Here is a 21,766-nt window from a genome sequence, read left to right as displayed (position 1 = left end):
AGAGGAGTTCCCCAGCCAACCCACTCACTTACTGGAATATGCCGCCCTCCGAGTGTGTCCACACGAATGAACAACTGCTGCACTGGCTGGCCTTGCGCCTCACGCCGGGTCTTGGGGCTCGAAAGACGGCCCTTCTTCTGGAACGCTTCGGCTCGCCGGAAGCGATCTTCCGGGCCTCGACGTCAGAACTGGAAGCCTCGGGGCTGGCTGGTTCGGTCGCGCGCAGCCTGGCCAGCGGCTGCGCCTTTGAAGACGCGGCGGAGCAGCAGCAGCGGCTCAAGGCGACAGGCACGCAAGTGGTCGCGTTCACCGACGTGCTGTACCCGCCACAACTGCGCCAGATCTACGATCCGCCTCCGCTACTGTTCGTGCAGGGGCACGTGGAGTTGCTGGACACGGTCATGGTGGCGCTGGTGGGCAGCCGGAGACCCAGCACCTATGGGATGGTGGCGGCGGAGCACCTGGCCATCGATCTGGCCAAAGCAGGGGTCACGGTGGCCAGCGGCATGGCCAAGGGCATCGACACCGCCGCCCATTTGGGGGCACTGAAGGCAGGAGGGGGAACGTGCGCCGTTTTCGGGTGCGGGTTGGACATTATCTACCCGGCCGAGAACCGCAAGCTGGCGGGACGGATCGCCGCGGAGGGGCTGCTGCTGAGCGAATTCCCGTTGGGGACACCGGCCCATCCTCAGAATTTTCCGATCCGGAACCGGATCGTGAGCGGCCTTTCCGACGGCGTCGTGGTGGTCGAGGGAGTACAGTACAGCGGCAGTCTGATTACCGCCCGGCTGGCCCTGGACCAGAACAAGGAGGTCTTTGCCGTGCCCGGCAACATCACCTCCAAGTTGAGCTTCGGACCCAACCTTCTACTGAAACAGGGGGCGCAGCTGGTGCAATCGGCGGCCGACATTCTGGACGGATTGAGTTGGGAAACAAGGTCGAAATTGGCGCGGCAGGCAGAGCTTCCCCTGGAGGAGGGTGCGGGCCAGGAGCCTGGGCCGATGGCCGCCATCGCTTCGCAAGTTCTTTCTTTTCTTACTGTTGATACGCCGATGCATCTTGACACCCTATTGGAGCATCTCTTGGACTGTTCGCCATCCGAGGTGATCGCCACGCTGTTCGAACTGGAATTGCGAGGTCAGGTCCGCCAACTCCCCGGCCGCAGTTATGTTAAGGTGTGGTACGAGTGAACTGCCTGGGAGCCGGCCCTGCCGCCCCGGAGCCGTGTCAAATCGGAATTCGTCTTTTTAGTTACCTGTTATGGCCAAATCTCTCGTGATCGTCGAATCGCCCGCGAAGGCGAAGACGATCGGCAAGTATCTGGGTAAGGGCTTCACGGTCAAGGCCAGTCTCGGCCACGTGAAAGACTTGCCCAAGAATGACATCGCGGTGGACGTCGACCACGACTTCCGTCCTTCTTATGTAGTGATCGAGGGCAAGAAGAAGCTCATCGACGAACTGCGCAAGGCGGCCAAGGAATCCGACGCCATCTATCTCGCAGCTGACCCTGACCGGGAAGGCGAAGCTATCTGCTATCACCTGCAGGAAGAGCTCCAGCCCAAGAAGGGTGAAGGGCCAAGCGTATACCGCGTCACCTTTAACGAAATCACGGCCAATGCGGTGCGCAAGGCGTTTGAGACGCCGCGTGCCGTAGACACCAACCTGGTAGATGCCCAGCAGGCGCGGCGCGTACTGGACCGCCTGGTGGGCTACAAGATCTCCCCGCTGCTGTGGGACAAGGTCCGGCGCGGACTATCGGCCGGACGGGTACAGACCGTCGCGCTCCGCATGATTGTGGACCGCGAGCGTGAGATTCGCTCCTTCGTCAAGCAGGAGTACTGGTCGGTCGAAGTTCACCTGAACGCGAAAAAGGCACCCGTGCTCAAGGCCAACCTGGCCAAGCGCGACGGGGTGAACGTCGAAATTGCGGACCAGACCTCAGCGGATGCGATTGTGACGGCGCTGGAAGGCGCGCAGTATGTCGTCCGCACGGTGACGACGCGCGAAAAGCGGCGTCATGCGGTGCCGCCGTTCATCACGTCCACCCTGCAGCAGGAATCGGCCCGCAAGCTGCGCTTCAGCGTGAAGCGCACGATGATGCTGGCGCAGCGGCTGTATGAAGGCGTCGAGCTCGGCGAAGAGGGTTCGGTCGGTCTGATCACCTACATGCGTACCGATTCGACGCGCGTCAGCGACGACGCGTTGAAAGAGGTGCGGGAGATGATCGGGCAGCGCTTCGGCGAGCAGTACCTGCCGGAGTCGCCCAACGTCTACAAGACGAAGAAGGCGGCGCAGGACGCGCACGAAGCGATTCGTCCGACGTCAGCCATGCGGCATCCGGACCAGGTGGCGCCCTACTTGTCGGAAGACGAGCTGAAAGTTTACAGACTGGTTTGGATGCGCTTCGTGGCGTCGCAGATGACGCCGGCGGTGTTCGACCAGACAACTATCGAAGTGGTGGCGCAGGGCACGGACAGCTCCGAGTACCTGATGCGGGCGACGGGCAGCGTGCCGAAGTTCGATGGCTTCCAGGCTGTCTATAAGGAAGGCAAGGACCAGAAGGACGAGGAAGACGACGAAGAGAGCGCCCGGCTGCCGCAGGTAAGCGACGGCGAGACGCTGCGCTTCAAGGCGATCCATCCCGAGCAGCACTTTACCGAGCCGCCGCCCCGTTTCACGGAAGCGACGCTGGTGAAGGAGCTGGAATCGGATGGCGTGGGCCGGCCGTCGACCTACGCTTCGATTCTGTCGACGATCCAGGAACGCGAGTACGTCAAGCGCGAGGGCGGCAAGTTCATCCCCACCGAGTTAGGGGTGGTGGTGACGGAGCTGCTGGTGGAGAGCTTCGCCGACATCTTCGACGTGAACTACACGGCGCGGATGGAGGACGACCTGGACCAGATCGAGGAAGGCAAACTCGACTGGCACGTCGCGATGGCGGATTTCTACAACCGCTTCCTGAAGGACCTGGAAGAGGCCGAGCGGTCGATGCGCGACATCAAGCGCATGGAGCTGCCGACCGACCAGATCTGCGAGAAGTGCGGCAAGCCGATGGTGATCAAGTGGGGCAAGCACGGCAGCTTCCTGGCCTGCACCGGCTACCCCGAATGCACCAATACGCGGCAGCTGAACAAGGGCATCCACGAGCTGGACAGCCCGGAGAACGGCGAGGAGAAGGTCGAGATCTCCGAGCAGGACGCGACGGAGTACTGCCCGAACTGCGGGCGCGAAATGGTCCTCAAAAAGGGCCGCTTCGGAACGTTCCTGGCCTGCACCGGCTATCCGGACTGCAAGACGACCAAGCAACTGGGCCAGGCCCAAAAGCAGCCGGACGTGATCCTGGACGAGAAGTGCCCGCTGTGCGATCACAACCTGGTGACGAAGAGCGGCCGTTTCGGCGAGTTCACGGCCTGTTCGAACTACCCGACGTGCAAGTACGTCAAGCAGAAGACCATCGGGGTGATGTGCCCGCAGTGCGGCACGGGCGAGATCAGCGAGCGGCGCAGCAAACGCGGCAAGACGTTCTACGGGTGCACACGGTATCCGGATTGCGACTTTGTCGCCTGGGCGCGGCCGATCCCAGAGAAGTGCCCCGAGTGCGGATCGCCGTACCTGGTGGACAAGGTTCTGAAATCAGGCCATTTCGCGCAGTGCCCCAACAAGGAGTGCAAGTACAAGCGCGAGGTGGCGGAGACCCCAGTCCCGGCGTGAGGAATAGCCGCGCCGCGGTTGGGCATATCTGGTTATGACTGCAAGAGTACTCCAGGTGTGTCTGCTGGCCTTAGTGCTGGCGGTGGTGGTACGATCTTCGGCTCCGGACTTATCGGGTCCGGTGCCGGCTCGCCCGGAAGAGGTCTGCGTGGTTTGCTACGGGACCGTCGGGTCTTCGGGCATCGCCTATTTCCTGGACGGCGTGCGGTATGCGGTGAGCAAGGAAGAGGCTCCCATTTTCCTCAGCGATCCGCAGGGCTATGCGAAGCGGTTCGACGAGCACCAGAGGTCCAAGCGGTCGACGCTGGTGTGGGGTGGAGGCCTGTCTGCTTTCGTAGTTGCGCTGATCGTTGTCATGGTGCGGAAGAGGCGAATGCAGCGGGCGGCGGCCTGATTGCGCTGATCTTTGATCCTGGGAGGATGGAAGGATGGCTGACCAGTACATCGCCGTGGTCGAACAGGGAGAGAGAAACCTCTCTGCTTACTTTCCTGATCTCCCCGGGTGCGTCGCCACGGGCAGCGATCTGGAAGAACTGAAAGCAAACCTCGCTGTCGCCCTGCGGCGGCACCTGGAGGCGATGCGAGCCCATGGGGAGGAGCCGCCTGCTCCGGGGACACAGTTCCTGACCGTGGAGACGCCGTGACGGCCAGACCGGGTCAGCTCCGTCAACCAGTCGCGAATTGATGGAACGACCGGGACAATCTATCTACACTGAAAGATATGTCTGCTGAGCACCAGCGTTTGCTGGAGGCCCGAGACCGCGTCAAGCACTGGAAGCGCTGGGGGCCATACCTTTCGGAGCGCCAATGGGGCACGGTGCGCGAAGACTACTCGCCCGAGGGTGATGCCTGGGCCTCCTTTCCTTTTGAGCATTCGCACCAGCGGGCCTACCGGTGGGGTGAGGATGGACTGCTGGGCATCAGCGACAACCACCAGCGGCTGTGCTTCGCGGTGGCCCTATGGAACGGCAGGGATCCGATCCTCAAGGAGCGCCTGTATGGCCTGAACAACGGCCAGGGGAATCACGGCGAGGACGTCAAGGAAGTCTACTTCTACCTGGACTCGACGCCGACTCATTCCTACATGAAGGCGCTGTACAAGTATCCACAGCGCCATTACCCCTACGACTGGCTGCGGCGGCGGGCGGCGCAACTGGGCCTGCACGAGCATGAGCCGGAGGTATGGGAGTCCGGCTGTTTCGACGAGAACCGCTACTTCGATGTGTTCGCGGAATACGCCAAGGCGGAAGAGAACGACATCCTGATCCGGCTGACGGTGCACAACCGGGGCCCGGTGGCGGCTCCGCTGCATCTGCTGCCGACGCTGTGGTTCCGCAACCGCTGGTCGTGGGGCCGCAAGGATCGCCCGCGGGCCAGCATCACGGAAACGGGCCCGGGCCAGGTGGAGGCCAGCGAAGCCACGATGGGCCGCTGGAGCTTCACGCTGGAGGGCGCGCCGCCGCTGCTGTTCACGGAGAATGAGTCGAATGATCACGTGCTGTACGGCAACTCCAAAGGCAGCGTGTATACAAAGGATGCGTTCCACCGCAGGATCGTGAGCGGCGAACTGGAGGCCGTGAATCCACTCCAGACAGGCTCCAAGATGTGCGGCTGGTACCAACTGGAAGTGCCGGCGGGCGGCAGCGTCTCGGTGCGGCTGCGGCTGCGGGCGGACGCTCCTGCGGCGGAAGGCTTCTCGAATTTCGACGAGATTTTTGCGCAGCGCCTGAAGGAGGCGGACGACTTCTACTGCGAGCTGAGATCCTGCACTTTGTCGGACGATGCCCGGTTGGTGCAGCGGCAGGCGTTCGCGGGCTTGCTGTGGTCGAAGCAGTACTATCACTACGTCGTGGAGGACTGGCTGAAGGGCGATCCGGCGACGCCTCCGCCTCCGGAGGAGCGGCTGAACGGCCGGAATTCGGAGTGGCGGCATTTCTTCACCGACGACATCCTGTCGATGCCGGACAAGTGGGAGTATCCGTGGTTTGCGGCGTGGGATCTGGCGTTTCACATGATCCCGTTCGCGCAGGTCGATGCGGAGTTCGCCAAGACGCAATTGCAACTGTTGCTACGCGAATGGTACCTGCATCCGAACGGTCAGATTCCGGCGTATGAGTGGGCGTTTTCCGATGTGAATCCGCCGGTGCACGCGTGGGCCTGCTACCGCGTGTTCAAGATTGACTGGAAGGAGAACGGCGGGCCGGATTACGAGTTCCTGGAGCGCTGCTTCCACAAGCTGCTGATGAACTTTACGTGGTGGGTGAACCGCAAGGACTCGACTGGAGACAACATCTTCGAGGGCGGCTTTCTGGGGCTGGACAACATCGGCGTCTTTGACCGGTCGCGGCCGCTGCCGACAGGCGGCTATATCGAGCAGTCGGACGGAACCAGTTGGATGGCGATGTACTCGCTGAACATGCTGCGCATCGCACTGGAACTGGCCAAGGTAAATGCGGCGTATGAGGATATCGCCAGCAAGTTCCTGGAGCACTTCCTGTACATCTCGTCGGCCATGAATACGCTGGGCGGCGCAGGACTGTGGGACGAGCAGGACGGCTTCTACTACGACCGGCTGCGGCTGCCGAACGGCCATTGCTACCCGCTACGCGTACGGTCGATTGTGGGCCTGATCCCGCTATTTGCGGTGGAGACCTTCGACGCCGAGTTGACCGCCAACCTGGATGGGTTCCAGCGGCGGACGAAGTGGTTCATCGAGCATCGGCGCGATTTGACGGAACACCTGTTGTGGCATCCGGCGGATGACCGGAACCCGCTGGGGATCATTGCGCTGATCCAGCCCATCCGCCTGATCCGCGCGTTGGAGCTGATGCTGGACGAGGCAGAGTTTCTGTCGCCATACGGGATCCGGTCGATGTCGCAGGTGCACCGCAAGAATCCGTTCGTGATGCACGTGAACGGGGATGAGTACCGGGTGGATTACTGTCCGGCGGAGTCGTCGTCGCGCATGTTCGGCGGGAATTCCAATTGGCGGGGACCGATCTGGTTTCCGTTGAACTACCTGCTGATCGAGTCGCTGCAGAAGTTCCACCACTTCTTTGGAGACCGGCTGCAGGTGGAGTTTCCAACGGGGTCGGGAAACGTGATGGACTTGGCCGAGATCGCGGCGGAGATCTCCAAGCGGTTGTCGCATATCTTCCTGCGGGATGAGAATGGCCGACGGGCGTGCTACGGGGATACGGAGCTGTTCCAGACGGATGAACACTTCCGGGATTATTTGTTCTTCCATGAGTATTTCCATGGGGATAACGGGGCCGGGCTGGGAGCGAATCACCAGACGGGCTGGACGGCGCTGGTGGCTAAGCTGTTGACGCAGAGCGGGGAGTGACGGGCCGGCTGAAGTGCTGGGGCAGCATTCGGACTGCCCGCTCGTTGACACTCGCGGCTCTGTTTCGGGTGCCGGGCTCAACCTTCCTTGAACGGGGAACGGCTTATCGCGTAGGTGATGGCTTCCTGGGGTACCTGGAAGACCTGCATGCCCACGTTGCCCTTGTAGCCTAACGCTTTCACTCCGGCGGGCGAGGTGAAGTAGGCGTCCACTACCATGCGGCGGGCCCACTCGAAGAAGCGGATGCCGGGGCCGGTCTCGGGCGTGTCGTTGCGGCGATAGGCGATGAGGTCGAGGAGTTCCGTTTGCTGCGCCGGTTTCGCGTCGAGGAATGTGGCCTCGTAGCGCTTCAGGCTCTGGTCGTCGAGCCAGGCCAGGCCGCCCAGCCAGATCTGGGCCATGCGGTCAGAACCGGAACAGAGGAGGTCGATGAACTCGGGCGCTCCGGCGGTGGCGCCACCGGGTTCCCCGCCCTCGGGCGGCAGGATGAGATCCGCCAGCTTCGTTACGGTCTGATATTCGTGCGCGTTCAGGGCCTTGGGCTTGTACACGCCGGCCGTGGCTTTCTTCGCCTCGGCGGCATGCTCGTGGACGTGCTGCATGGCCTCGGCCGACAACTGCCCGAGCAGGGCGGCGGCGGCGACGTTGCGGAGGAGGTCGCGTCGCGTCGATTCCATTACAGCTCTCCCTTCTTGAGTCCTTCGGCGATGAATTCGGACGCGCGCCAAGCCATGGCGCAGATGGTCAGGGTCGGGTTCTTGTCGGGATTGGTGACGAATGGCGCGGCATCGGCTACGAATACGTTCTTCACGTCGTGCGCCTGCGAGTATTTGTTCAGTGCACTGGTACTCGGATCGGAGCCCATGCGGACGGTGCCGAGTTCGTGGATGATCTCGCCGGGTGTGGAGATGGCACGGGCTGTGTCCGCCACGGTCTTGGGTCCGTTCACGCGTCCGCCCATGCCTTCGATAATGGCGGCAAAGGTGTCGTGCATGTGCTTCACCATCTTGAGCTCGTAGTCGCTCCACTCGAAGTGGAAGCGGAGGACGGGGATGCCCCAGCGGTCGACGACATGCGGATCGATGTCGCAGTAGCTCTTGGCATTGGGGATCATCTCGCCGCGGCCGGCGAAGCCGACGGAGCAGCCGTAGCTGTCGAGGATGGCCTTCTTCAGCCCCGCTCCGTAGCCTTCGTGGGAGCGGCAGACGCCGTTGAAGCTGCCGAGCATCGGCATGCCGTAGCCGCCGCCGACCTCGATGTGATAGCCGCGCGGGAAGTCCTTGTTCTTCTGCTCCAGGCCCCACCAGGGCATGTAGACGTGGCCTCCGGCATAGCCGTCGGTGTCGTGCTTCATCATGCCTTCCAGCGCCGGGACGTAGCCGCCCAGGCTGTAGCCGACGGTGTCGGTGAGATTGCGGCCGACGCTGCCGGAGGAGTTCGCCAGGCCGTCGGGATGGCGGGAGGATTTCGAGTTCAGCAGCAGGCGGGCGCTCTCGCAGGCGCTAGCCGCCAATACGACAACGCGGCAGTTGATCTGCTTCTCGGTGCGTGTGGTCTTGTCGATGTAACTGACCGCTTTCGCCTTGCCATCGGCGCCGGTGATGATCTCGCGGACCATGGCGTTGGGGATGACGGTGAGCAGGCCGGTCTTCATGGCCGGGAAGATCTGCACCTGGCTCGATGAATAGTTGGAGGCGGTGACGCAGCCGCGTCCGCACTGGCCGCAGTAGTGGCAGGCGAGGCGGCCGTTCTTCGGCTTGGTGAGGATGGCCATGCGCGACGGCACGCACGGGATGTTCAGCTTGCGGGATGACTTCTGGATGAGGTGCTCATGCACGCGCAGGGCCGGCGCGGGCAGGAACTTGCCGTCAGGGGCGGAACGCAAGCCTTCGGCGGTGCCGCAGATTCCGATGAAGTCTTCGGCCTTGTCGTAGTAAGGCGCGATCTCCTCGTAGGAGACGGGCCAGTCAGAGCCGAGGCCATCGTTGAGCAGGCTGGCCTTGAAGTCGTAATCGGCGAAGCGCAGCGAGATGCGGCCATAGTGATTGGTGCGGCCGCCGAGGATGCGCGAGCGGAACCAGCGGAACTGACTGCCTTCGGCGACGGTATAGGGCTCCTCGTCGATCTCCCAATAGCCGGTGGGCGCGCTGAAGAAACCGAAGTCCTTGCGGCCGAAGTAGGAGGCCGCGTCGTCGCCGGCGCCGCGATGCGGGTAGTCCGCGGGCGTCTTGTGTTCCTTATAGTCGCGCGCGGGGTTGAGCATGGCCCCGGCTTCCAGCAGCGTGACTTTCACGCCGAGCTTCGTCAGAACATGGGCGACGGTTCCGCCACCGGCTCCAGAGCCGATGACAACGACATCGTGAACCGGTGAGCCCCTCATCACCTGTGGCATGTCCATCAGGTTTAACACATCGAGGAGGAAAGAGTGAAGGATTAGGAGGCACGGGAATCGAAAGAAATGCCGCTGGTGCCCTCGAAACAATTCCCTGCCCCGGCACGTCGATTCCAGTAGGCACTGAAGGCAGGCGGTGAGTGCGGCAAAATGGATGTATCCACCAGATTGCGCACACGCCTTACCGTGCCGGCGAACATTCACGAGGAAAGGGCCCCGATCGATTCCCATGCGATTCTGCCTGCTGATTATGAGCTTCGCTGTTTGTGCGATGGGCGCCGCGGCCCAGCCGGGGCCCAGCCGCCCGAAAGCGTCGAACATCGTCCTGCTGGAGTTCACACCTGGCTTCAAGGACGGCTGCGGGACGAACAAGATGGAGTTTGTCCGCTCGTGGGGCGATGGGAGCGCGGAGACGTCCGCCTTTCGAGTGAGCGAAGGCTCGCTGCTGGTGATCACGGATGTCGACTGGCGCTATGTGACGGGACCGCCCAATCAGTTCGCGGTTCTACGGTTGCTGGTGCAGAACCTGGGGGATCCGGCGAAGTCCAGGCGCACGTTTGAATCGGCGGTTCGCCTGGATGGGTTTGGGAATGGCGGATCCAGCGAGCGTATGACGACAGGCTTCGTGGTTCGTCCGGAGGCGCGGATCTGTGCCGAGGTTCCGGGCGAGGCGGAGGGCTCTGTGGTGCGGCTGTCGCGGGTGCTGTTGAGAGGTTACGTCACCAACGAGCGCTAACACCCGGCGCGCATGGCTGCAGACGGAACCGGCTGGCTCCGGGTTGAAGTTGATGGGAACCCAGCGGAGGCGTGGGCCTGCGCGATTGCCTCCAACCGCTCGCGCATCAACTGGCCGACTGCGGCGGGGCTCAGGTTTGTTCGTACGAACGTGCTGGCAGCGGCGGACAGGCGGGTGCGCAGATCAGGCTCGGCCACAATCGTCCGCATGTGGCTGGCCGCCTGCTCGACAGCGGGATCGGCCCAACGGCTGTTCTCGTCGTAGGGCAGGCAGCCCTGCCCGACCGGAATCAGGCGGAAGTCCACCAGCATCGAATTCTCCCTGCGTGTGAAGTCGACGTTGCCGGAGTAGTTGGTGACAATCGTAGGCTTGCCGAAATACATGGCCTCCGCGATGTGGAGGCCGAAGCCTTCGGATCTGTGCAGCGAAACAATGCAGTCGGCGCACTGGGTGAGGGCATGCATTTCGTTGCGGGACAGCGTGGCATCAAAGATTCGAATGTTGGGCGAAGCGCACGCGGAGGCCACACTCTCCAGGACTCTCCGATGCTCCCTTGGCGCGGTGGCTGCATTGTTGACCTTCACGACGAGCTGGCAATCCGGGTTGGAGCCAAACGCCGCGAGGAATGCGCGGATCGACGCCAGCGGATTCTTTCTCTCAATCACGCTCAGCACGTCGAACGCAGTCAGAAACACGAACTGTCCGGGCTTGAATCCAAAGTGCTGCCGGTCCAGGCTGCCGGAAACCACCGGACTCACCGCGTGCGGGATGGCGTGGACGGGTATGGGCGACTTCTGCCGAATGGACCGGCTGCAGAACTCGCTGGGTGTCCACAGCTCGTGGTAGTAGGAGAAGGCATCGCTCCAGCGGTCTGGAAACTCCTCCAACTCCCAGGCCCAGTAGCCAATGTTGTGGCGGTTCCGGAAGAAGCGCCCTCCGAGTTGGCTGGCGACATGGGCGGCCTGGTCCGCGTTGACATGGATCAGGTTGGTCGAATAGGGGAATTCGGCGGACATCGGACCCACCGAGCGGTCGCGGGCCTGGCAGTAGCCGGCCTCCTCCGCGGCGCGCAGGCTGAGGGGCACTGAGACGGAGCGCAGAGCCCCACACGCCGCGCGGACCGATTCACCCACTCCGGTTTCAGACCGGAAATACCCCACCAGGTTGACGCCGAACTCGGCGGACTCTGGTTCGGGCGGAGCGGCAACGGCCAACTCGGACGGGGCGGCGTAGGGGAGGTTGTCTACCGTCTGTGTTCGCTGGGAGCCATTGTGGAACAGGCCGACGACGGACCTGGCCCGGCTCAGCAGGCCGCGCGTGGACAGGGAGGCGCCCATCGCCGCCAGGATCGCCTGGTGGCGAAGCCTGGCATGGGAACCGGGCAGGGAGTCGAGGACCGCGCGCCACTGCTGATTCAGGATGGCTACGTGGTGCGTGGAAAGCTGATACTCCTGGCGGCCATAGGTCAGCAGCCAGACCAGGAAGCGCGCACGGTCGCGCCCACGCGGATCTGGGAAGGTGCGCTGCAATTCAGGGCGCGCGTTGTAGATCGCCGCGGCCAGACGCGTGAGGTGGAGCCGGGTGCCGTCGGCCGGCGCCTCACCGGAGGTACCGTCGACGCCTTCGCGTTCGTCCAGCGGATCTGGCGACGACAGGCTCTCGCGATGGTCCCGGTAGGTGCGGGCCGCCGCCGTGATGGTGGTGAGGAACGCGTCTCCGACGCCGTGCTCCAGGCGGCCGCTGTTGAGCAACCACTCGAGAAATCGAAAGTAATGGCCGCCGAAAATATCGGGCATCGCGGCCTGGACATCGGTCCGGGTGCGGTAGATGCGGTAAGCGAGGCGGGAGATGCCAGGGCGCCCGGCATGCTCCTGGATGGGCCGGTTCCACACCTCCACAAACAGCTTGAAGCCCTCGTCGGAGAAGGGGTCGGCGACCGACCGGGCGAGTTCGGGCTCCTCGTGATGGATGGGCCGGCACATATCGGGAATGCCGGTACCGTTCTCAAAATAGGAATACGCCTGAGGCCAATTGCGGCACGCGGCGAGGCCTTCGGCGAGCAACTGTTGCCCGTAGTCGTGGAAGATCTGCCGAACGACGGGCGGGAGCGCAGGCATCTCGTGTCGGTTCTGGTGCTTCGACACCTTTTCGGGATGATCGACGTCGTAGCCGCTGAAGTGAAAGAAGGCGAGCGGTGCGCCCGCGACTTCATAGCCGCCTGGAGAGCGAGTGATGGGCCGGTGCGACAGGTTCCAGTAGGCCACGTTGTAACCGGGGTCGCGAAGGATGGCCACGTTCTCGAACAGGCCGGGCACAAGGTCCACCCAGCGTTGATCGACAAACAGGCCGCGCGGGAGATCCACCAGGCAATGGTCGAACAACCGCTGCTGCCACCAGCAGAGAAAGGCCGAAGACGCCGCGCAGCGGGTGACGGCGATGAACCCGAGGTTATACGAACCTGACCTGAGGATGTCGATCTCGCTGGGCCGCTTGCCGTCTTCGAGCGCCGCGGTGAGATGGGGCGTCAGGACGATGGACGATGCCTGGAGTAATTCGGTGACGCGGCTGAGGGGTGAGTAGATTCGAATGTCGGGATCGAGATACACGATCCGGTCGAAGCCGTGCAGCCGGAACAGGTGCTCAAAGGCATACGGCTTCACCGCGGTGCTCAGTTCCAGGATGCTGTACTTGAAATGAAACCAGCGCGATTCAGGGATCGACAAGCCGGTGGAGAGGATGAGCTCAAAGTCTTCGGCGGCCGGATCAAAGTAGCCGTCGACACGATCGACCAGGATCACAAAGCGGCGCCAATCCGGATGCTGCGCCGCAGCCGAGCGCATGAGCTGGCGCGCGTGCGCCAGGTAGTTCTTCGCGATGACTGTGAATAGAGCGGTGCCACCCATGGCGCGTTCCATCAACGAAGGAAGAACATGCGGCGGGGCGCACGAATCTTCTTCAGTTCAGCTTCCAGCGACTTCGCATAGCGTTCTGATTCCAGCCGCATTTCCTCGCGGCGCTGATTGTCCTCGAGCAGGCTGCGGGCGTACCGTTCGGCTTCCGTGGCCCTCTCGCGCAACTGGGCGGATTCCGCCAGCAGTCCGCGCAGAAAGGGCATGGCGGTTTCGGTGTCCTCGTGGGCGCCGAAGATAACCGGGTAGCGCGTGCCGGTGAGCGTCCCCAGGGTTCGACCGTCCATATAGCAGGCGCTCAGCGCGCGCCGCGGTATTCCGGTGCGGTTCACTTCGCTGCGATGCAGCAGCCAGTTGTGCAGCAGCAGTCCTTCGCCGGGCTCCAGTTCGAGATGCTCGATGCGGTCTGCGGGACAGTACTGCTCCACGTGTTCCGGACTCAGAGTGCTGCCGTTCTTGCTCAGCAGGCCGAGGTGGTGCGAGCCGGGAATGACCTGCACGCAGCCGTTGAGGCGTGTGGCCGGATCGAGCGCAATCCACGAGGTGACCAGGGGATCGCGATCGAGCTTCCACACGTCGCCGGCGTCCTGGTGCCAGGGGAGGTAGGTGCCCTGGCCGGCCGGTTTGTTCATCATCATCACGCGGAAAATCGAGATGGGGACGTGAGCGCCGTAGTGCCGCGCGCAAATCTCGCGGAAGAGATCGCGCCGCACCAACTCCAGAATCAGCGGATCGGCCTCCAGGCCCTGGATCTTGCGGTAAGCGAGCGTGGCGCCGGAGTGGCCGGCCACCGGATCCGGTAGATCCTCATACGCCCCACCCGTGTCCAACTGCATATGGAGGGTGGGATAGCGCACCTGGCCGAGCATGATGCCGTCCAGCCGCTCGCGCAGCCGGGCTAGTTGGTCATCATCCAACAGCCGGCCCAGGCGGAGATAACCGTTGCGGTCGTATTCCCTCCATTGGTCGCTGCTGATGAGCTGGGTGGGGCGCCCGTCGCGATCCGGAGGCACATGAATCGCCGGTGGGGCCGGCCAGCTTTCAGAAGCAGGGGCGAGGCGCAACGCACGGAGGATTCCGTCCCAGCGTTGCTTCTCGTGTTGCCAGGCCCGTTGGGAAGCATCCGCCAGACGCTTGCGAAGACCGGCCCTGTGGTCCCACAGCTCCAGGGCGAGCGGCAGCAGGGCTCCGCGCTCCACTTCGGCCGCGGACAGGCACCACCCCTCGATGCCGGCAGACGCCAGGGCGCCGTGGTGCTTGGTCCGTGTGTACTCATCGACGGTGATACCCAAGGCCGGGACGCCGCACGCGGTGGCGAACACCAGGGGGTGATAACGGGCCGAGACCACCATGGCCGCCTGACCGGTGAGCCATACAGCTTCGCGCGGTGCCCAGGGGTTCAGCAGCAGGAGATCGGCCCGCATCCTGGAGCGCAGGGCCTGGCCGGCCTCGGCATCGCCGCTGCCCGGCAGCCCGCCGACGTGTGGAACAAAGATCAGCGAGGCGCCCAGGCTGGCGGCCAGGCCGTCGAGCTGGCTGGCGAGCACCTCCAGCGTCTTTGCCCGATGTTCAGTGGCAAAAGAGGGATCCAGCGTGACCAGGATCCAGGGTTGCGGCAGACTGCGCAGCGGTTCCGCGCGCTCGTCCTCCACAGGGAGCGGCTCGAGGAAGTAGGCATCGTCCATCTGCCTGTGCAGGCGTGCCGGATCCACGCCCAGCCGCAAGGCGATGGAGGCAGAGGCCGCGTCGCGGACACCCACCCAATCGCACTTCCGCAGTGGAGCGGAGAGCAGGCGTTCCTGGTCCGCGGCCAAGTGCGGTCCGATCATTTGTCCCAGGACGACTGTGGGCAGGTTCAACGCCTGAGCATGCTCCAGCAGCGCGATTCGATCCATGACCTTGTCGGGCCAGGTGGAACACAGGTTCCCGCCACCCGACACGACAACTCCGTGCGTGCCAGCCAGGGCTTTCTCAATCGGGCGTTCGAGAGGGGATTTGACTGAGGACACACGGTAGCGCTGGCTGGACCAGCCGGGGTCCGCTGAGGCAACCGTAAATTGGACATTAGGGATGAGCCGCGCCAGGGTGAGGAGGTTGGCCTCGAGCATCGCCTCGTCGCCCAGGTGGAACTGTTCCGGACCGCCTACATCGCCAATGACGAAAAGGCTATGCATCCGCCTGCCACAACCTCACGTTTTCAGGATTTCCGGACGTAGCACTCCGCGCCGAGCGTTCCTGAGTGATTCGTGAATCGAATGGACACGTCGGCAATCCCATTTTCGTAAAGGTAGCACAACAATTCGTTCATGCTGTAATGATTCATCTGAATTTGCGTGTCACCGGCCGGATGCTCCACCATTTTGCGAATGCCATCGGGCGTCCGCTCAAAAAAACGGTACAGTGAACCGCTCACATTGTCGGCTTCGTACTTTACACTCCGGATTTCCGCGGCGAAGGTAAAGTGAAGATATCCAACTCCACCGCGCCGCAATAGACGCAGAAGTCCATTGAGGATTCGAAAGCCACGGCGCGGCGGGATGTGCTGGAAGACGATGTAGCTCGTGATCAGATCGACGGCGCCCGCATACTTGTCTACGGCGGCGAGGTCGTCAGTGGACTGGACCAGTTCGATATTCCTGACATTTCGCCGCTCGGCATTCTCGCGGCAGAATTTGAGCATCGTGGGGGATACATCCAGACCAATGCTTTTCCTGCTTCTGGCGGCCAGCGGCAGCAGGAGCCGCCCCAGGCCGCAGCCGAAATCCAGGCTCAATTCAAAGGTCTTTGGGGAGCCATAGTGCTGGGCCAGCACATCGACAATGGAGGAGATGCTCTCCTCGCCGCTGCGAAAGAAGCGCTCGACGGCCTCGGGCCGGAGGTTCTTCCTGCGGAACTCCTCAGCGGAGAGAACAGACCAGTAGGGTTCGGTCCTGGCGAATTCCTCCCAGTCCTGGTCCGTATTGTGGTCGAGCATTCGACAAGTTTATCAGCCAGGCCGCGCACCCGTGGGTGCCGCATGTCACGATCAATGCGCTCAATTTGACCTGAATAAAAGGAGAATGGGCAACCGGCTACCCGCCGGCGATGGCGCCCAGGATGATGAGCGGCTCCCTGCCGGTGGCTACTGTCTCGGGCAAGGGCTTGTCGTGCGGCTCGTGCGACCAGTCTTCTTCACAGGCGAAGAAACGCAGGAAATCGCGGCGTTTCCGGGTCACGTGGTCGCGCATCGTGCCGGCGAGCATGGGGTAGCGCCGCTCCAACTCGTCCAGCACGGCCCGGATGGTAACCGGGCCGGCCAGATCGAGTTGCAGTTCGCCTTGAATGCCCGCCAGGTTGCGGAGATGGGCGGGCAGTTCGACGCGGATCATGACAGCGTCTGGACCTCCACGGACAGGACCGCGGGCAAATCGCGGACGATGGGCGCCCAGCTGTCACCGGCATTGTTGGAGGCGTAAACCTGGCCGCCGGTGGTCCCGAAATAGACGCCGCACTGGTCGAGCTTGTCGACGGCCATGGCATCGCGCAGCACGTTGACATAGCAGTCACTCTGCGGCAGGCCCTTGGTGAGCGCTTCCCATTCATTGCCGCCGGTACGGCTGCGGAAGACCTGCAGCTTGCCGTCGATGGGGAAATGTTCGGAGTCGCTCTTGATGGGCACTACGTAGATGGTCTCCGGTTCGTGGGCGTGGACGTCGATGACAAAACCGAAGTCGGTGGGCAGGTTGCCGCTGACCTCCTGCCACATGTCGCCGGCGTTGTCGCTGCGCATCACGTCCCAATGCTTCTGCATGAAGAGCGTATCAGGACGTGACGGGTGCATGGCGATGCGATGGACACAGTGGCCCACTTCCGCCTTGGGATCGGGAATGTACTGTGAACGCAGTCCCTGGTTGATGGGCTTCCACGTAACACCGCCATCGTCGGTGCGGAAGGCGCCCGCGGCCGAAATGGCGATGTAGATGCGGCCCGGATCGTTCTTGTCGAGAACAATCGTATGCAGGCACATGCCGCCCGCGCCGGGCTGCCACTTGGGTCCGGTGCCGTGTTCACGCAGGCCCGAGAGTTCGGCCCACGACTTGCCGCCATCGCTCGATTTGAACAGGGCAGCATCTTCGACGCCGGCGTAGACAGTTTCAGCGTCGGTAAGCGACGGCTCCAGGTGCCAGACGCGCTTGAACTCCCAGGGGTGCGGAGTGCCGTCGTACCACTGGTGGGTGCCGGGCACGCCGTCGTAGACAAACTTGTTGTCCATGGGGGACCAGGTCTTGCCGCCATCGTCTGATCGCTGAATCAGCTGGCCGAACCAGCCGCTGGACTGCGAGGCGTAGATCCGGTTGGGATCGACAGGGGATCCCTTGACGTGATAGATCTCCCAGCCCGCGAAATGCGGGCCGCTGACATCCCACTTTTCGCGCTTCGCATCCGATTCCAGAACAAAGGCACCTTTGCGTGTGCCAACCAGTACTCGTACGCTGCTCATCCCTCAGCTCCTTTCGAACCTGATCCCAAACGTGGGCATCGCACCGGCAAGCCCCAGGCAAGCACAGCGCGGCCGGCTTATTCCTGTGCCGGCAATCCCTGGAGTTCCACCACCGGCCTGACTTCGACAGTCCCCTTGCGGGCGCCGGGGATCCGGCTGGCGATATCGATGGCTTCGTCCTGATTCTTGGCTTCCACCATGAAGTAGCCGCCCAATTGTTCTCTCGTTTCAGCAAACGGGCCGTCGGTGACCAGCCGTTTGCCGTCACGAACGCGGACACTCACCGCGGTGGAAACCGACTGCAGGGGAGAGGCGCTCACATACTGGCCGTTGGTGCTGAGCTGGTGGGCGAGATTGGAAGACTCGCCGTAGCACTCCACACGCTCCGGTTCGGTGTAAACGTGTTCCTCCGCATAAATCAGCAACATGTACTTCATCCCAGGGTCTCCTTTAAGTCGTCGAACGCGAGTGGCTGAAATCGACACCGCCTCGCAAGAAAAAAACAAAGTGGTGTCACTGTTGTATCGCCATTTCTTCGCCCCTGCAACAGGCAGGCGGGCCGGAGGGCCTTCAGATTTGTAAATTCCCAGCGTCCGGCTCTAGATTCAACTCCGTCCAGACTACCCCATCTGCGCCGTAAGAGGGCAGCCTGAATCCTACACAGCGAAACCGTTCGCCCGCCTCGATGTAACTTCTTCTCTGATGCATTGACGTTGCCGGGGCTCTCCGCTTAGTCTGTTGTCAGTTACTAAGGGGAGAGCCATTGAGCAAACCAACCGACCTGGTCCAGGGCACCCTGGACATGCTGATCCTGAAGGTCATCGCGCTGGAGCCGATGCACGGCTGGGCCATTGCGCAACGCATCCGGCAAATGTCGGGTGAAGTGCTGCAGGTAGGCCAGGGAGCCCTGTATCCGGCGCTCCACAAACTGGAGCAGAGCGCCTGGATCACGTCCGAATGGGCGGTCAGCGACAACGGCCGGCGGGCGAAATACTACACCTTGACCGAGGCGGGCCGCCAGGTTCTCGCGCACGAAACCGCGCAATGGGAGCGGCTGGCCGCGGCTATCTCCCTGATTGTGCGGACGGCCTGACACGGGAGTCCCGCTATGCGCTGGCCCGAAATACTGCGTCTCCGGCTTCGCACCCTGACCTCGCGAAGACAGGTGGAAGACGAACTCGACGAAGAGCTGCGGTATCACTTCGATCGAGAGATGGACGAGAACCTCGCCGCCGGGATGAGCCGCGCTGAGGCGCGCTGGGCGGCGCTGCGATCAGTGGGCGGATTGGAACAACGGAAAGAGGAGTGCCGCGACATGCGAGGCTTGAACCTGATCGACAACACCCTGCAGGACGCACACTTCGCCTTGCGGCAACTGCGGAAGACCCTGGGCTTCACGTTCACTGCGATTCTGTTACTGGCCCTGGGCATGGGCGCCAGCGTGGCCATCTTCGCTTTCGTTGATGCGACCCTGATTAAGCCGCTGCCGTACAAGGATTCGACGCGGCTGGTGGGCGTTTTCGAAACCGTGCCGATGTTCCCTCGTTCCAACCTCTCGTATGCGGACTACCTGGACTGGAAGAAGATGAACAAAGTCTTCCAATCCCTGGACGCGTATGATCAGCGGGGCTTCATCCTCAGCACCGCCGCCGGAGTGGAACCCGTGCGGGCAGCGCGGGTGACCGACGGCTTCTTCCGTACCCTGGGCGTCTCACCCGTACTGGGTCGCGATTTCTTCTCGGGCGAGGACCTGCCCAGCGCGCACCGGGCCGTGCTGCTGAGTTATGGCGCCTGGCAGAAGCGGTACAGCGGCAAGCCGGAGGTGGTGGGCCAGGTGGTTACGTTGGATGGCGAGCCCAGCACGATCATCGGTGTGCTTCCGCGCGAGTTCCACTTTGCGCCGGCGGAACCGGCTGAATTCTGGTCTACGCTGCATCCCGCGGGCGGCTGTGATCTACGGCGAAGTTGTCATTCCCTCTACGGCGTGGCGCGCCTGAAAGCGGGCGTGAGCATGCAGGCCGCGTTGGCCGATGTGAAGGTGATCGCCAAGCAACTGGAGGCCCAGTATCCCGACTCGAATCGTGACCAGGGCGCCACGTTGGCGAGCCTGGCGGAGGTGATCACCGGCGACATCCGGCCCATACTGCTGGTCCTGCTGGGCGGCTCGGGTCTGTTGCTCCTGATCGCGGGCGTCAATGCGGCCAATCTGCTGCTGGTGCGCGCCGAAAGCCGCCGCCGCGAGATGGCCGTCCGCAGCGCGCTGGGCGCGTCGAAAGGCCGCTTGATCAGGCAGTTCGTGACGGAGGGTCTTGTACTGGTGGCGGCCGGGAGTGCCTTGGGGCTGGTGGTCTCGTGGTGGACCATGCAGCTTCTGACGCGGCTGGTGCCCGAGAACCTCCTGCTGAGGATGCCGTTCCTGATGGGGCTCAGTTTGAATCCCCGCGTTTTGGCCTTCGCTGGGGAGATCGCCGTACTGGCCTTGATCCTTTTTACGGTGACTCCTGCGTTTCACCTGTCCTTGGGGCAGACCCGGGAAGGGCTTGCCGATGGCAGCCGCGGCTCGGCGGGCACTGCCTGGCGGAGGCTCGGCTCGAAACTGGTGGTGCTGGAACTGGCCACGGCGGTGGTGCTGCTGGTGGGTGCGGGCCTTCTGGGCAAGAGCCTCTACAGCCTGCTGCGCGTCGATATCGGATTCCGGCCGGAGCATCTGGTCACCCTGCAGGTGGCGGCTCCCAAGGCGGCCTACGACAAGGATGAGCAGGCGATCGTCCTGCAGAGGGAATTGGTGCGGCGCATCGAAGCCATCCCGGGCGTGACGTCGGTGGGGGTGACCACCAGCCTGCCGGTCAGCGGGAATGGCAATACGACCTGGTTCCGCGTGATCGGGCGTCCCTGGCATGGAGAACACAATGAGGTGCCGGAACGCGATGTCAGTGCCGGATATTTCACCGCCCTCGGCGCCAACCTGATTCGCGGCCGGTTCTTCACTGAGGCGGAGGACGGATCGAAGCCAAGCGTTGCCATCATCAATCAGGCATTGGTGAGGAAGTATTTCCCGAACGAGGATCCCATCGGGCAGCATCTTACTTACCTTTCGGAACCACCAAAGCCAATCGAGATCGTGGGCATCGTGGACGATATCAAGGAAGGCCCGCTGGAGGTGGCGACCGTCCCCGCGCTGTACATCCCGTTCAACCAAAGTGCGAGCAGGTACTTCGGCCTGGTGGTCAGGACAGCCCAATCGGAGCAGCAGCTGCTGCCGGCCATGACCAGCGCGATCCGGGAATTCGACCCGGGCATCGTGACCGCGCAAGGGGCAACGATGACGACACGGATCAATGATTCGCCCTCGGCGTATCTGCACCGCTCGTCGGCCTGGCTGGTGGGCGGCTTCGCGCTGCTCGCGCTGCTACTGGGCGTGGTTGGCTTGTATGGGGTCGTGGCCTATTCAGTCAGCCAGAGGACGCGCGAGATCGGGCTGCGCATGGCTCTGGGCGCCCAACCGGGTGCCGTTTACCGGCTCATCCTGAAGGAAGCAGGTTGGCTGACCGCCATTGGCGTGATCGTCGGGCTGGTCTGTTCCACGGGCGCGGCGACGCTGATTCGTGGCCTGCTGTTCGGTGTGAAGACGTGGGATCTGGCAACACTTGCGAGTGTCGGGTTGGTCCTGGGTGTCGCCTCGATGCTCGCCAGTTTCATCCCCGCGCGGCGGGCAGCGTCGGTGAATCCGGTGGAGGCGCTGAGGGCGGAATAGCCCGGTCAGACCGGCACGTGATGGTGAGGCGAGGAACTGGCGGCCCCGTGCAGCTTCAGCGAGGCAGCCCAGCGGATTCGCGCCAGCGCCACCGCATTGTGCTCCACCTGGACGCCCACGGCAAAGTGGCCCTTTTCCTGCCGGCAATGGATGACTTCGCCCTCCACGGCGCCGCTGTCGAAGATGAGCCTGACTTTGGTTCCTACCGGGATTTCGCCCCGTAGGAGAATGCCGACGCCGGCTGACGAGACGTCTGTAATCCGTATCCCATAAGCGGGACTGGATTCGTTGGGGGCCTGCAATTCGAGGGTTCCGAAAAACTCCGACGGCACGCGAAGATACTTCCTGACCGGCCGTGTCATATCTAAATTATCGGCGGTTTCCGTAGATGGGAACGGGGCAAATACCCTGAGAAATGCTGAGCAGAAGGCCTTAGCC

The 21,766-nt window shown here is 63.0% G+C and carries 17 protein-coding genes; 8 read left to right on the top strand and 9 right to left on the bottom strand.

The genetic code is table 11. The features are described from left to right. Positions 1-38: 38 nt before the first annotated feature. The 5 genes from dprA (at position 39) to IRI77_RS01795 (ending at position 7,057) form a co-directional block, all read left to right on the top strand. The gene (gene dprA / locus IRI77_RS01815) at positions 39-1,190 is read left to right on the top strand and encodes a DNA-processing protein DprA (RefSeq protein ID WP_194450386.1); all 1,152 of its coding nucleotides are present in this window, start codon (positions 39-41) and stop codon (positions 1,188-1,190) included. Positions 1,191-1,260: 70 nt separating this feature from the next. Next, positions 1,261-3,711 (top strand): type I DNA topoisomerase, encoded by a 2,451-nt coding sequence (gene topA / locus IRI77_RS01810; RefSeq protein ID WP_194450385.1) that lies wholly within the window; start codon positions 1,261-1,263, stop codon positions 3,709-3,711. 34 nt (positions 3,712-3,745) lie between these two features. Beyond that, positions 3,746-4,105 (top strand): hypothetical protein, encoded by a 360-nt coding sequence (locus IRI77_RS01805; protein ID WP_194450384.1) that lies wholly within the window; start codon positions 3,746-3,748, stop codon positions 4,103-4,105. Positions 4,106-4,139: 34 nt separating this feature from the next. Continuing rightward, a complete protein-coding gene (locus tag IRI77_RS01800) occupies positions 4,140-4,355 on the top strand; it encodes a type II toxin-antitoxin system HicB family antitoxin (protein ID WP_194450383.1) in 216 nt (71 codons plus the stop codon). A gap of 77 nt (positions 4,356-4,432) precedes the next feature. Next, a complete protein-coding gene (locus IRI77_RS01795) occupies positions 4,433-7,057 on the top strand; it encodes an MGH1-like glycoside hydrolase domain-containing protein (RefSeq protein ID WP_194450382.1) in 2,625 nt (874 codons plus the stop codon). 77 nt (positions 7,058-7,134) lie between these two features. Here IRI77_RS01795 and IRI77_RS01790 read toward each other — a convergent pair whose 3' ends face one another. Both IRI77_RS01790 and IRI77_RS01785 read right to left on the bottom strand, forming a co-directional pair. Further along, on the bottom strand, positions 7,135-7,734 hold the full coding sequence (locus tag IRI77_RS01790; protein WP_194450381.1) for a gluconate 2-dehydrogenase subunit 3 family protein: 600 nt from the start codon (positions 7,732-7,734) through the stop codon (positions 7,135-7,137). After that, complete coding sequence (locus tag IRI77_RS01785) at positions 7,734-9,455, bottom strand: GMC family oxidoreductase (RefSeq protein ID WP_228486557.1); 1,722 nt, start codon at positions 9,453-9,455, stop codon at positions 7,734-7,736. Before IRI77_RS01785 ends, IRI77_RS01790 begins: the two co-directional genes overlap by 1 nt. A gap of 223 nt (positions 9,456-9,678) precedes the next feature. Here IRI77_RS01785 and IRI77_RS01780 point away from each other — a divergent pair, with 223 nt between their 5' ends. Then, a complete protein-coding gene (locus IRI77_RS01780; RefSeq protein ID WP_194450380.1) occupies positions 9,679-10,185 on the top strand; it encodes a hypothetical protein in 507 nt (168 codons plus the stop codon). Here IRI77_RS01780 and IRI77_RS01775 read toward each other — a convergent pair. The 6 genes from IRI77_RS01775 to IRI77_RS01750 all read right to left on the bottom strand — a co-directional run bounded on the left by IRI77_RS01775 (position 10,182) and on the right by IRI77_RS01750 (position 18,011). Continuing rightward, the gene (locus IRI77_RS01775; RefSeq protein WP_194450379.1) at positions 10,182-13,088 is read right to left on the bottom strand and encodes a glycosyltransferase family 4 protein; all 2,907 of its coding nucleotides are present in this window, start codon (positions 13,086-13,088) and stop codon (positions 10,182-10,184) included. The two genes, IRI77_RS01780 and IRI77_RS01775, sit on opposite strands and share 4 nt — an antisense overlap. A gap of 11 nt (positions 13,089-13,099) precedes the next feature. Continuing rightward, positions 13,100-15,268, bottom strand: coding sequence for a phytanoyl-CoA dioxygenase family protein (locus IRI77_RS01770; RefSeq protein WP_194450378.1), 2,169 nt, complete (start codon positions 15,266-15,268; stop codon positions 13,100-13,102). Between the two features lie 23 nt (positions 15,269-15,291). After that, positions 15,292-16,068, bottom strand: coding sequence for a class I SAM-dependent methyltransferase (locus tag IRI77_RS01765; protein WP_194450377.1), 777 nt, complete (start codon positions 16,066-16,068; stop codon positions 15,292-15,294). A 97-nt stretch (positions 16,069-16,165) separates the two neighbouring features. Then, a complete protein-coding gene (locus IRI77_RS01760) occupies positions 16,166-16,462 on the bottom strand; it encodes a MoaD/ThiS family protein (RefSeq protein WP_194450376.1) in 297 nt (98 codons plus the stop codon). Continuing rightward, the gene (locus IRI77_RS01755) at positions 16,459-17,574 is read right to left on the bottom strand and encodes a WD40/YVTN/BNR-like repeat-containing protein (RefSeq protein ID WP_194450375.1); all 1,116 of its coding nucleotides are present in this window, start codon (positions 17,572-17,574) and stop codon (positions 16,459-16,461) included. Before IRI77_RS01755 ends, IRI77_RS01760 begins: the two co-directional genes overlap by 4 nt. A 77-nt stretch (positions 17,575-17,651) precedes the next feature. Further along, complete coding sequence (locus IRI77_RS01750) at positions 17,652-18,011, bottom strand: YciI family protein (RefSeq protein ID WP_194450374.1); 360 nt, start codon at positions 18,009-18,011, stop codon at positions 17,652-17,654. Between the two features lie 326 nt (positions 18,012-18,337). Here IRI77_RS01750 and IRI77_RS01745 point away from each other — a divergent pair, with 326 nt between their 5' ends. Both IRI77_RS01745 and IRI77_RS01740 read left to right on the top strand, forming a co-directional pair. Next, positions 18,338-18,667, top strand: coding sequence for a PadR family transcriptional regulator (locus tag IRI77_RS01745; RefSeq protein WP_194450373.1), 330 nt, complete (start codon positions 18,338-18,340; stop codon positions 18,665-18,667). Positions 18,668-18,682: 15 nt separating this feature from the next. Next, on the top strand, positions 18,683-21,328 hold the full coding sequence (locus tag IRI77_RS01740) for an ABC transporter permease (RefSeq protein WP_194450372.1): 2,646 nt from the start codon (positions 18,683-18,685) through the stop codon (positions 21,326-21,328). 5 nt (positions 21,329-21,333) lie between these two features. Here the strand turns inward: IRI77_RS01740 and IRI77_RS01735 are convergent, their stop codons facing one another. After that, a complete protein-coding gene (locus IRI77_RS01735; RefSeq protein ID WP_194450371.1) occupies positions 21,334-21,690 on the bottom strand; it encodes a PilZ domain-containing protein in 357 nt (118 codons plus the stop codon). Positions 21,691-21,766 lie beyond the last annotated feature (76 nt).

Origin of the sequence: Paludibaculum fermentans, assembly GCF_015277775.1 — a bacterium.
Lineage (GTDB): Bacteria > Acidobacteriota > Terriglobia > Bryobacterales > Bryobacteraceae > Paludibaculum > Paludibaculum fermentans.
The sequence above is the reverse complement of the archived record's forward strand: the minus strand, read 5'-3'. Positions and strand labels throughout refer to the sequence as shown.

Coding starts and splice junctions, on each gene's coding strand:
- dprA (WP_194450386.1), top strand. CDS start 39: ATGCCGCCCTCCGAGTGTGTCCACACGAATGAACAACTGCTGCACTGG.
- topA (WP_194450385.1), top strand. CDS start 1,261: ATGGCCAAATCTCTCGTGATCGTCGAATCGCCCGCGAAGGCGAAGACG.
- IRI77_RS01805 (WP_194450384.1), top strand. CDS start 3,746: ATGACTGCAAGAGTACTCCAGGTGTGTCTGCTGGCCTTAGTGCTGGCG.
- IRI77_RS01800 (WP_194450383.1), top strand. CDS start 4,140: ATGGCTGACCAGTACATCGCCGTGGTCGAACAGGGAGAGAGAAACCTC.
- IRI77_RS01795 (WP_194450382.1), top strand. CDS start 4,433: ATGTCTGCTGAGCACCAGCGTTTGCTGGAGGCCCGAGACCGCGTCAAG.
- IRI77_RS01790 (WP_194450381.1), bottom strand. CDS start 7,734: ATGGAATCGACGCGACGCGACCTCCTCCGCAACGTCGCCGCCGCCGCC.
- IRI77_RS01785 (WP_228486557.1), bottom strand. CDS start 9,455: ATGGACATGCCACAGGTGATGAGGGGCTCACCGGTTCACGATGTCGTT.
- IRI77_RS01780 (WP_194450380.1), top strand. CDS start 9,679: ATGCGATTCTGCCTGCTGATTATGAGCTTCGCTGTTTGTGCGATGGGC.
- IRI77_RS01775 (WP_194450379.1), bottom strand. CDS start 13,088: ATGGGTGGCACCGCTCTATTCACAGTCATCGCGAAGAACTACCTGGCG.
- IRI77_RS01770 (WP_194450378.1), bottom strand. CDS start 15,268: ATGCATAGCCTTTTCGTCATTGGCGATGTAGGCGGTCCGGAACAGTTC.
- IRI77_RS01765 (WP_194450377.1), bottom strand. CDS start 16,068: ATGCTCGACCACAATACGGACCAGGACTGGGAGGAATTCGCCAGGACC.
- IRI77_RS01760 (WP_194450376.1), bottom strand. CDS start 16,462: ATGATCCGCGTCGAACTGCCCGCCCATCTCCGCAACCTGGCGGGCATT.
- IRI77_RS01755 (WP_194450375.1), bottom strand. CDS start 17,574: ATGAGCAGCGTACGAGTACTGGTTGGCACACGCAAAGGTGCCTTTGTT.
- IRI77_RS01750 (WP_194450374.1), bottom strand. CDS start 18,011: ATGAAGTACATGTTGCTGATTTATGCGGAGGAACACGTTTACACCGAA.
- IRI77_RS01740 (WP_194450372.1), top strand. CDS start 18,683: ATGCGCTGGCCCGAAATACTGCGTCTCCGGCTTCGCACCCTGACCTCG.
- IRI77_RS01735 (WP_194450371.1), bottom strand. CDS start 21,690: ATGACACGGCCGGTCAGGAAGTATCTTCGCGTGCCGTCGGAGTTTTTC.